The organism is Vibrio sp. V39_P1S14PM300 (assembly GCF_009904765.1).
Classification (GTDB): Bacteria; Pseudomonadota; Gammaproteobacteria; order Enterobacterales; family Vibrionaceae; genus Vibrio; species Vibrio proteolyticus.
Map to the genome: position 1 here is coordinate 1 of NZ_WXWP01000072.1, position 11,033 is coordinate 11,033.

Annotated in this window: 9 protein-coding genes; 2 read left to right on the top strand and 7 right to left on the bottom strand. The window is 53.9% G+C overall.

All coding sequences use genetic code 11. The features are described from left to right. Positions 1-14: 14 nt before the first annotated feature. Positions 15-1,052, bottom strand: a complete 1,038-nt coding sequence (gene epd, locus CAG65_RS03535; protein WP_040903257.1) for an erythrose-4-phosphate dehydrogenase — start codon at positions 1,050-1,052, stop codon at positions 15-17. 148 nt (positions 1,053-1,200) lie between these two features. Further along, a complete protein-coding gene (locus CAG65_RS03540; protein ID WP_021707319.1) occupies positions 1,201-3,156 on the bottom strand; it encodes a ligand-gated channel protein in 1,956 nt (651 codons plus the stop codon). Between the two features lie 136 nt (positions 3,157-3,292). Between CAG65_RS03540 and CAG65_RS03545 the strand changes: the two genes are divergently transcribed. After that, positions 3,293-4,189 carry a LysR family transcriptional regulator gene (locus CAG65_RS03545; RefSeq protein ID WP_021707318.1) on the top strand — a complete coding sequence of 299 codons (897 nt, stop codon included), beginning with the start codon at positions 3,293-3,295 and terminating at the stop codon, positions 4,187-4,189. A gap of 76 nt (positions 4,190-4,265) precedes the next feature. Here CAG65_RS03545 and CAG65_RS03550 read toward each other — a convergent pair whose 3' ends face one another. Together CAG65_RS03550 and CAG65_RS03555 are read right to left on the bottom strand one after the other, a co-directional pair. Beyond that, positions 4,266-4,820, bottom strand: coding sequence for a BON domain-containing protein (locus CAG65_RS03550; protein ID WP_161452211.1), 555 nt, complete (start codon positions 4,818-4,820; stop codon positions 4,266-4,268). Between the two features lie 172 nt (positions 4,821-4,992). Continuing rightward, positions 4,993-5,409: a hypothetical protein gene (locus CAG65_RS03555; RefSeq protein WP_161452214.1), complete on the bottom strand. Its 417-nt coding sequence runs from the start codon at positions 5,407-5,409 to the stop codon at positions 4,993-4,995. A gap of 156 nt (positions 5,410-5,565) precedes the next feature. Between CAG65_RS03555 and CAG65_RS03560 the strand changes: the two genes are divergently transcribed. Beyond that, the gene (locus CAG65_RS03560; RefSeq protein WP_161452216.1) at positions 5,566-6,918 is read left to right on the top strand and encodes a sigma-54 interaction domain-containing protein; all 1,353 of its coding nucleotides are present in this window, start codon (positions 5,566-5,568) and stop codon (positions 6,916-6,918) included. On the opposite strand, the gene CAG65_RS03565 is transcribed toward CAG65_RS03560, so the two are convergent. The 3 genes from CAG65_RS03565 to tkt all read right to left on the bottom strand — a co-directional run. Further along, on the bottom strand, positions 6,915-8,561 hold the full coding sequence (locus CAG65_RS03565) for a diacylglycerol kinase family protein (protein ID WP_161452218.1): 1,647 nt from the start codon (positions 8,559-8,561) through the stop codon (positions 6,915-6,917). The two genes, CAG65_RS03560 and CAG65_RS03565, sit on opposite strands and share 4 nt — an antisense overlap. Positions 8,562-8,638: 77 nt before the next feature. Continuing rightward, on the bottom strand, positions 8,639-8,839 hold the full coding sequence (locus CAG65_RS22025; protein ID WP_237668737.1) for a hypothetical protein: 201 nt from the start codon (positions 8,837-8,839) through the stop codon (positions 8,639-8,641). 207 nt (positions 8,840-9,046) lie between these two features. Beyond that, positions 9,047-11,033: transketolase (tkt, locus tag CAG65_RS03570; RefSeq protein ID WP_161452221.1), on the bottom strand; the 1,987-nt coding region annotated here is incomplete at its 5' end.

Sequence of the window (11,033 nt, forward strand, 5' to 3'; positions counted from 1 at the left end):
TATTTCTCCACGCCTCAGTCACTCGGATTTTCTGAGGCCTGCATTGCGAGCGCTGTGTCCAGCATGCGGTTCGCAAAGCCCCATTCGTTATCACACCAGACCAGCATTTTCACCAGTCGGCCATTACTGACCCGGGTCTGGGTACCGTCGACGATCGCGCTGTGCGGATCATGGTTAAAATCGATGGAAACGAGCGGAGCTTCAGTATAGTCAACAATGCCGTGTAATGTACACTGAGAAGCGTCAACTATGGTTTGATTTACGTCATTAACTTTCACATTTGTATTAATTGTGACGCTTAAATCCATGGCAGTGACATTGACTGTGGGCACCCGCACCGAAATAGCCTCAAACTTGTTGGAAAATTTCGGGAAGATTCTTTCAATTCCTTTATGCAACTTGGTGTCTACAGGAATAATGGACTGGCTGGCTGCCCGGGTACGGCGTAAGTCGGTATGGTATGCATCAATGACCTGCTGATCATTCATGGACGAGTGAATCGTGGTGATGGTCCCGGAATCAATGCCAAACGCGTCATCGAGCGCTTTGATGATGGGGACAATGCAGTTGGTGGTACAAGATCCAGCGGACACCACTTTGTGCGTCGCTTGCAGCGTATCGTGGTTCACCCCATAGATAATGGTGTTGTCGAGATCGCTGGCGCCCGGATGGGAAAACAACACCTTACGCGCACCAGCGGCAATATGGGCCTGACCATCCACTTGAGCGCCGAAGACGCCGGTACAGTCGAGGACAATGTCGACGTCAAGATCACGCCACGGCAACAGTTCAATATCGCTCAGGTGCAGAATGCGGATCGAATCGAATTCACCACTGTCATGATGAACATAGATGTGTTCCTGATCATTGGAAATTTTCTTGCCGAAACGGCCGTGGCTGGTGTCATACTGAAGCAGATGCGCCATCGCGTCGGGTTGCGCCAGTTCATTCACGGCGACCACTTTTATCTGCTGACTCTTACCGCTTTCGTACACCGCACGCAACACGTTGCGACCGATGCGCCCAAATCCATTGATCGCTATTTTCAGCATCACTTCCATCGCTCTACATCATTTTCGTGCCCCAGATACTAACCGATACCAGACCAAAGCGCATCCGTTGAATGAGTGAACAGACCAACGCAAAACAGGCCGGAATACATTCCGGCCTGTGTTCAGTTCCGTGATCGAGCCTCAGTGCTCAGAACGCGACATCCAGACCCAGCCAGTAACGACGGCCATCTTCAATGTACCCGTACTCTTCGTAGCTGATCTCTTCATCAAACAGGTTGTAGATCGCCGCTTTCAACGTGGTGTTGTGCGTCAGACGGTACGTCACACCGGTATCCACAAACGTGTACGCCGGCTCAATCAGGCTACCCGACGAGGGTCCGGTGGTCGGATCCATCTCTTTGCCACGGTAGGTCAGCTTCGCCCAGCTCTCCAGCTTGGCGGTCGCCTGCCAGCTCAGATCGGCATTGAACAGGTGCTTCGGCAGTTGTTGCAGTGGCTGACCTTTGTATTCACCGGTTTTCTGTTCAGAATCGGTGTAGGTGTAGCTGGTGCTCAGATAAACCGTCTCCGTCAGTGGCATCGCAAACGTCGCTTCCACCCCTTGTGTCACCGCTTCATCCACGTTGATGCGGTAAGTTGGATCCGAGCCCCACTCGTTGGCGCCGTCGGTACAGACCGATGCCGGACATACCACGCGAGTGATCTTGTCTTTGAAGTCGTTGTGGAACAAGGTCAGTGACGCATCAATCCCGTATTCCCCCTGATACATCAGGCTGATCTCTTTGTTGATCGATTTTTCCGGCTCCAGATCCGGGTTACCGTAAATGTTGCCGCCACGGCTGACCTGCGCCCAGCCTGGTGCTATTTCACGCAGCTGCGGTGAACGGAAACCGGTCGCTACGCCACCCTTGAGCGTCCAGTCAGAATCGATACTCCACACACCGTATGCACGCGGACTAAAGTGCGTGCCGTAGTTTTCATCATGATCGACACGTCCGCCTAACGTCAGACTGAACGGATCAATGATGGTCCACTCGTCTTCCACAAACAACGCCCACTGGCTGTTCGAAATTTTCGACTGGCTGGATGCTTCATTTGAAGTCTCATCATTGAGTTTAGCGTGCGTGGCTTCGATACCGGTCGTCAGCACATGGGATGACAGGGTCGTCACCAGGCTGGATTTAAAGGTGGTGTTCTCAATCTCCATCTTACGCGACTTATTGCGGCTGTCTTCACGCTGCAGGTAAGTTTCCGAATACCCCCATTCCTGCCAGTCACCGCTGTGGCTCAGAGCCACATAGTTACGACGGTATTCATTTTCGCTGTCTTCACACTCACCGCGACAACCGCTGGTCGGAACCGAATGACCCACATTGCCGCGGCGATCCTGCGCCGACGTCCCGCCTTCTAACTGGAACGAATGACGGTCATTCAAATGATAAGTCAGTTTCGACGTCAGGCTCTGCAGGCTTTTGTCTTCATAGCCGTGAGGAATATCGTCCTCGTTACGCTGGGTATACTGGCCGTAAACTTGCAGCGACAGAGCGTCAGAAAGCGGGCCGTTCAAATAGAAATTAGCGCTCTGTTCGTTACCCGATTTGCGGTCTTCCTGGATCACCGTTCCGAGCTGGATATTACCGTTCCAGCTTTGGCTGTCTTTGCGCGTAATAATGTTGATCACACCACCGATCGCGTCCGAACCGTAGAGTGTCGACATCGGGCCACGGATGACTTCGATACGTTCAATCGCCTGCAACGGTGGCAGCCACCCCTGCTCAATACCCGGGCCGTCGCTGTTCGGACGCGTTTCGCGGGTACTCTGACGTTTGCCGTCCACCAGGATCAGGGTGTATTTCGACCCCATCCCGCGGATGCTGATGTCAGTGGTATCTCCACCGCCAGTCACCACCACACCCGGCACGCTCTTCAGTGCGTCGGTAATATCACGGTAGTAACGGGACTCAAGCTCTTCGCGCGTTACCACGCTGATACTGGCCGGAGCATCGGCCTGACTTTGTTCGAAACCGGAAGCGGTTACCACCACAGTTTCGGGTTTGGTTGCAGAATCGGCGTGGACCTGAGGAATGGCCAACAGAGCCAACATGCCGGCAGAACCTGCGGCCGGCAGTTTAATAGTGGACATCTTGAACTCCATTATTGATAATGATTATTATTTTCGAAACGATTATTCACAAATAGACAGCGATGCATAGACAGAGTTATGGAATGACTCTTCCCATAAATGGAACTTGGTCACTGCACAGCATGAGGAGTAAAAGATGCATGACCTCGCGGCTATCCGGGCTTTTGATGCGCTCAACCAGCACAAAAGTCTGACGTCGGCAGCCAAAGCTCTGAATCAACCGAAATCGACCATCAGCCGCCGTTTGGCGCAATTAGAAGAAGACGTCGGTCAGGCATTGACCGCCCGGCAAGGCAACCGGCTGGTACTGACCAAAGCCGGCAAAATCTTCGCCCGTTACAGCCGGCAGATGCTGGAGCTGGCCGATGAGAGTCAGGATGCGCTGCAGGGGTTGAACAACAAAATCTCCGGACAACTGCACATCGTGTGTCACGCCGCTTTAGTGCGCAGTTGGCTCAGTGGCGTACTCAATCAGTTCCTGAGTGAGAATCCGGACGTCAAAATCCGCTTGAGCAGCGATGTAAACAGCACCCATAATGAGCCGGATCTGGTGCTGTGGGTCGGGCCTTGCCCCTCACTCGAATGGCGCGAAGAAACACTGGGTTACTGGCGCTATGCGCCTTACGCATCGCCGGAGTATCTGCGTCAGCATGGCCAGTTGACGTCTCCTCAGGAATTGCATCGTCACCCATGGATCGATTTCGGTTGCCTGCGCGAACGTGAGTTGACGCTTCACCACAGTGAGCACGGCGAGTTTAAGCTCGAGCCGCTCTCCAGCCGCCTGCACAGCGACAACGTGGCGTTGCAGATTGATGCGATCGCCAACGGACACGGGATTGGCCTGCTGCCTACCTGGACCGTGCAGGGTTACCAGCGCCACCATCCGGGACGCATCGTTCCTTGTCTCGACAGCTGGTTGTCCGAACCGGTCGCTATCACCTGCTATACCCCGGCAGGTCGCCACCCATTGCGTCTGTCGGTGTTACTGGACGCCCTACAACAGCAGGTTCCGCTGTGCTGGTGCAAAGGGTAACGCGCATAAAAAAGGCGCTCTAAGAGCGCCTTTCGTGTTGTGTCCGCAGCGTGTGCTGCGGCAACGATTGGAATGATTACTGGGTGACCACGTTGAGCTGATCATCGACCTTTTTCACGTCATCGGTATGCTTCGCCAGCAGCAATGCGAGCTGACGCATAGCGTCCGATTCCACTTCCCCTTTGAGGGTAACCACACCCTGCTCAACATCAACATTGATGTCCGAACCGTTCACATCCGGCTCGAGCAACAAGGAAGTTTTGACTACGGTGGCAATTTTTGAGTCCACCAGATCCTGTTTCAGATCACTGCTCTGCTGCTTCTCATCCATTACCGTCAGTTGGTTGTCGACCTTTTTTACCCCATCTATGTTGCGCACCAGCTCACCGGCCAGGCGTTTGTCGACATCACTGTCCACATTACCGGTCAGATACACCACCCCTTGTTTCACATCGGTATTGATATCAAAGCTGTTCAGATTGCCATTAAACAGCAGCGTCGCCTCGGCTTTACCGTCGATCCAGCCATCCTGCGCACTATCTTTCCACTGATTGCTGTCCGCCGCGCTGGCACTGAAGGCACTCACGCCAAGAGTCAGAATAAGCGCTTGAGTTAACGTTGAAAATTTCATGTTCGTCTCCTCTGGTCTGGTCATACAAATATAAAATGTTCATTTGTATCTATGCCAAAGGTGTGCCAATCAATAAATGCATTATAAGTCAACAACTTAAAACAAAACTTAAACCACATTGCTCGCCGCGCTATGAAAAAAATTCCTGTCCGGAGGTAACTTTTATACGCGCTCAGCGCAAACGTCGCCAAGTCAGTGCTGCGGTTTCCACTTCCATCTGCAACGCCGCAATCCAATACGACACCAAGTGAATCAGTTTCTTATCTTGCAAGGTTTTACTGACCTGACGCGCACGGCGAATCAGTAGCCGGTTTTGTTCCATCAACGCCGGCATTCCCTCGCGGTGTGACGGTGTGTGCGGCGTCACCAGATACACTGGCTGGCAGCCTCCCAACTCTTTGCCCAGCGCACGGATGGCCTGACGCTTCAGGCTCATCAGCCTCGCCAATGAGCGCTGCAGACTGTGGTTGTGCGTGGTAGCGTGCCACTGCACTCTGGCGTGGTTGAGACTGGCCTGCAACCACGCCATGACCAAGCGCACTTGATGAGCATCGGCCAGTGAAACAACGCTTTCGTTCTCCTGAGTCACTTCCACCTCCTGGCTGTTATTTCTCTCACTCTGAAATGACAAACAATCTTCATACCAACTTATACGTAAAACTGCGGTTAAAAACACAGCGCGCCGCTTGAGAGAATGCATCCGATTACATACAGTGAAGATTCATTCACCGCAAAGGAACCGTGCATGTCTCTGCCTACTTTGTTCGTGTTACTCTCCGATCCTCAGCATGTTGAATCTCTGACCCGCAGCGGCGTGTTGTCGCAATTTTCCCTTATCGAGGCAAACGGCCAGACACACTGGCTGAGTCAGCTTGAGCAGGCTGATATCGACGTGGCGCTACTGGATACCCGTTATTTCTCGGCCAATGAACTGACCGAGTTGGCCGCCTCCCACGTAGTCACCGACACCGACGTGATCCTGCTCAGCGACGGCACTCCCAATCCGCACATTGATCAATTAATGTTGAGCGGCAGTGTGTTCCACTTTCGCCACCCACTCAATCACGAACTACTGCATGATACCCTGAGCGACATAGCCCGCCACTTTGAACAGCATCAATCTGGTCCGCCAACGGCCGCAGTTCAGGCCAGTCCGCTGGATCAATTTGGTCTGCTGGTCGGATCGTCCCGTGAAATGCACACCCTGTATCGCACACTACGCCGGGTAGCGAAAACCGAATCCAACGTGCTGATCGTCGGTGAAAGCGGTGCGGGTAAGGAACTGGTGGCCAATACTCTTCACCTTGCCAGCGCGCGAACTCAGCAGCCTTTTATCGCCATCAACTGCGGAGCGATCAGCCCGGAGTTGGTGGACAGTGAGCTGTTCGGACACGAAAAAGGCGCCTTCACCGGCGCCAACAAAACCCACGCGGGTGTTTTTCGTCAGGCCGAAGGCGGTACGTTGTTTCTCGATGAGGTGACCGAAATGCCGCTGGAGCATCAGGTCAAGCTGTTGCGCGTGCTGGAAAGCGGGGAATACCGCCCGGTGGGCAGCCAACAAAGCTGTCGCGCCAATGTCCGGGTCGTGGCGGCCACTAACCGCGATCCTCAGCAAGCGATCGAAGAGGGACGCTTTCGCGAAGATCTGTATTTTCGCCTGGCGCATTTTCCAATCCATGTACCACCACTGCGTGAGCGGGGCGATGACATCAGCGGTCTGGCGCAGCATTTTCTCGCCCACCGTAATGCCGAAGAGCAGCAAAGTAAAGCCATCTCGCCTCAAGCCATTGACGCGCTGGCAACGCACGACTGGCCGGGGAATGTCCGTGAGCTGAAACACTGTATTGAACGGGCGTACATACTGGCGGATCAACAGATTGAGTCACACCATCTGGTGTTCGATGCACCGCCACTGCAATCGCCGTCGAGGCTGGAAGCCGCGATTCCTGCTGGCGTCGCACTGGAAGAGATTGAAAAAGCAGCCATTTTCAATACCTTGCAAGAAAATCAAGGCAATAAAACCGAGACCGCGTCCGATCTCGGTATCAGTGTCAAAACCCTGTACAACAAACTGGAACGCTATCAGGCCAAAAGTTAAAGGGTGATCTCGCCGCTTTGCGGTGCTCTGGGCGACATGATTTTTAGTGCGTCCGGGCGCACCGCAATATCAAGCACACGGCTCTCAAACAGTTCACCATCAATCACATACTTGAGGCCGTCAGGATGCTGAATGCGCACCGATTCCACCTGGCGGTGCTCAGTGAAACTGCCCAATTTTTCCGACGTTACCCCCGCTACAGCCAGTTCGGTGAGTGACAGAACGTGCATGCCCGGCAATTCGGCTTTGGGGATCCAGGTGACGTCCAGCTTACCGTCGTTGATGTCCGGCTCGCCACTGCCTTGCGCCAGCAAGGTACTGAACGGCGCAGCATTGGCGATCACGATGCTCTGTGTCTCTAATGTCTGCTCTTCTTCCTGATCAAAGCGGACCTTGAGCGTAATGCTGTCGCCATTCGTCACCGCATTTAAAAAGCCTTTCAGATACGCCACCTGACCATCGCTGTTCTTCGCTTCCCGATTGGCAAACTCTATCATCTGCTGCTCAAAGCCGACCGCGACAATCAATAACGCAATCCGCTGATTACAGGTCGCGACGTCAATCATGCGGGTATCGCCATGAATAATGGCTTCGCAGGCGGTGGCCAGAGGCGTCAGTTTGGAACGAATTCCCCACATCGCGTGACATAAAGCGTTGGCGGTGCCAAGCGGCAGAATCCCAAAGCGTACCGAGGTGCCGACCAACTCGGCCGCCACCTCGTTAACCGTACCATCGCCCCCGGCAGCGATCACCAGATCCGGCTTGGCTTGTAAAGCCTGACGGGCCAGTTGTGCCGCCGAGACTTGCTCACTGGTTTCTTGCACCGCCAGAGAGAAATACGGAGACAACGCTACGATGATGCCCTCTTTGTTCGCTGGCCATTTACCGCCGCCGGAGACCGGGTTGGCAATCAGCCACGCTTTGGGTTTACTCAGACCAAACTCCTGGTTGGCAATGTAACGCTCCAGAGCCCGGTACTGCGTTGAGTTCAGCCGTGCCCTGCGACGGATCGACTGGATCTGCTGCATCACTTCCTCAATGCTGCTTTGCGGTGACCGAGCCAGCAAGTAGGCGGCCATGACCATCACAGATCGGCCGCGACCCAGCGCACAGTGCACCACCACGGCGCGTTGTTTTTTGCGCTGAGCTTCGATCCAACGCACCGCCTGAAGCAAGGTGGAAAATTCCGGGTAGGCGTGGTCGAGGACCGGTACGTTGAGGTAATCGATCCCCTCGCCCATCAAAGACATATTGAGGCTTTCAAATTCGGCCGTCACATCCAGTACGGCTTTGACTTCATACTGATGCAACGCCTCAACATCTGCGGGAGTCAGGCGCGCTGCAAGGTAAAGCCCGGGTTCGATTTGCTGAATGCTGGGCGTAGAAGAGCGCGATCGCACCAGATAATTGTACGCATACACCCCCAACATAAACGGCCAAAACAATACCCGCACCCCTTTTGGAATTCGGCCGTCACTGTTTTTACGAAAGATACGTCCATTGTTTTTGTAATACGCCAACGCCACCAGCGCCAGTGACAACGCCGTCCAAAGCATCATCAGGCTAAATCCCCACCAAAGGCTAAGCAGACTCAGAATTAAGGCGCCAAAACAGCCCATCATGTAATACGTTGCAACCCGCATTCTTCACCTCATTTTGCCATCAGATTCACTCCCGCCAGACGTATTGAGTATAGCGGGAGCCCAGTCACACAGGATATTTAACAATCCGTGTCTTGCGCGTTGGCCGATTCTTTGAGGTTTTCACAACTGTCTTCGATGGCATTGCCGGTGTCCGTCACCGCCTGATCGATTTTCTCACCGACATCTTCGGCGCTGTTGTCGTCGCTGCACGCGACCAGACCAGCACTCAGCATCAGAGTTAGCATCGGGATCAATACTTTTTGAATACGCTTTTTCATCATACGCTCCTTAGTGATAGAAGAGGTTGAATACAAGGTAGCGAAAGCCGTGCCAACAAAACTAACCATTAAAAATCAGTAATATAGAAAAATCAGTAAACAAATCTAAAATCCGAAGCGGTAAGAATTTCACACCGATGGGAAAAACTTACGCAAAAAAAAGAGGGCCGACTGGCCCTCTAGACAATGATGGTGTTTGTCACCGGATTACGCCAGCAGCTCCTTTGCCGTATCGACAACGTTTTCTGCGGTGAAGCCAAACATCTTGAACAGCTCACCTGCCGGTGCAGATTCGCCGAAGCTGGTCATGCCGATGATGCGACCGTCAAAGCCGACATACTTGTACCAGAAGTCTGCGATACCCGCTTCAATAGCGATGCGTGCTGTGACGTCTGATGGCAGTACTGCTTCACGGTAAGCTGCGTCTTGTTTGTCGAAGGCATCCGTTGATGGCATGGAGACCACGCGAACTTGCTTGCCTTCGGCGCTGAGTTGCGCTGCGGCTTCGACTGCCAGTTCCACTTCCGAACCAGTCGCAATCAGAATCAGCTCAGGCTTGCCTGCGCAATCTTTCAGGATGTAAGCACCTTTGGCGATGTTGGCCACTTGCTCAGCATCACGCGCTTGCTGCGCCAGGTTCTGACGAGAGAAGATCAGCGCAGTTGGCGCGTCTTTACGCTCAATCGCCAGTTTCCAGGCGACCGCAGATTCTACCTGGTCACATGGACGCCATGTGCTCATGTTTGGAGTCAGACGCAGCGACGCCATTTGCTCAACCGGTTGGTGAGTCGGGCCGTCTTCACCCAGACCAATCGAGTCGTGTGTGTACACCTGAATGTTCTGAATCTTCATCAGCGCCGCCATGCGCATGGCATTACGTGCGTATTCCATGAACATCAGGAAGGTCGCGCCGTAAGGCACGAAACCGCCGTGCAGCGCGATACCGTTCATGATGGCCGTCATACCAAATTCACGCACGCCGTAGTGGATGTAGTTACCAGAGAAGTCGCCTGCTTCCAGAGACTTCGAACCAGACCACATGGTCAGGTTAGATGGGGCCAGGTCAGCTGAGCCGCCCATGAACTCAGGCAGTAGAGCGCCGAAGGCTTCCAGTGCGTTTTGTGACGCTTTACGGGAAGCGATATTGGCAGGGTTAGCCTGAAGATCAGCAATAATTTGCGCTGCTTTTTCTTCCCATTCCGCTGGCAGGTCACCGTTCACACGGCGTTTATATTCTGCGGCTTCGGCTGGGTAAGCGGCGGCGTAAGCGGCGAACTTGTCATCCCATGCTGCTTCTTTCGCTTTGCCCGCTTCTTTCGCGTCCCACTCTGCGTACACATCCGATGGGATTTCGAATGGGCCGTGATTCCAGCCTAAGAACTCACGTGCGGCTTTGATTTCGTCTGCGCCCAGAGGAGCACCGTGACAATCGTGCGAGCCGGCTTTGTTTGGCGAGCCGAAACCAATGATGGTCTTAGTACAGATCAGAGTCGGACGAGGATCCGCTTTTGCAGCGATGATCGCTGCGTTGATCACCTCGGAATCGTGACCGTCTACTGCCGGGATAACGTGCCAGCCGTACGCTTCAAAGCGTTTTGGCGTGTCGTCTGAGAACCAGCCTTCCACGTGACCGTCGATCGAGATGCCGTTGTCATCCCAGAAGGCGATCAGTTTGCCCAGACCCAGAGTGCCGGCCAGTGAGCAGGCTTCGTGCGAGATGCCTTCCATCAGACAGCCATCGCCCATGAACACATAAGTGAAGTGGTCAACGATGTCGTGGCCAGGTTTGTTAAACTGCGCCGCCAGTGCTTTTTCCGCAATCGCCATGCCCACCGCATTAGTGATGCCCTGGCCCAGAGGACCGGTTGTGGTCTCAATGCCGGGTGCATAGCCGTACTCAGGGTGGCCCGGCGTTTTAGAGTGCAGCTGACGGAAGTTTTTCAGGTCGTCAATCGACAGCTCGTAACCGCTCAGGTGCAGCAGAGAGTAAATCAGCATAGAGCCGTGGCCGTTTGACAACACGAAGCGGTCGCGGTCGGCCCAATTCGGGTTGTGTGGGTTGTGATTTAAGTGACTGCGCCAAAGCACTTCAGCGATATCCGCCATACCCATAGGTGCGCCCGGGTGGCCTGAGTTCGCTTTTTGGACACCATCCATGCTCAGAGCACGGATAGCATTGGCTAGGTGTTTACGA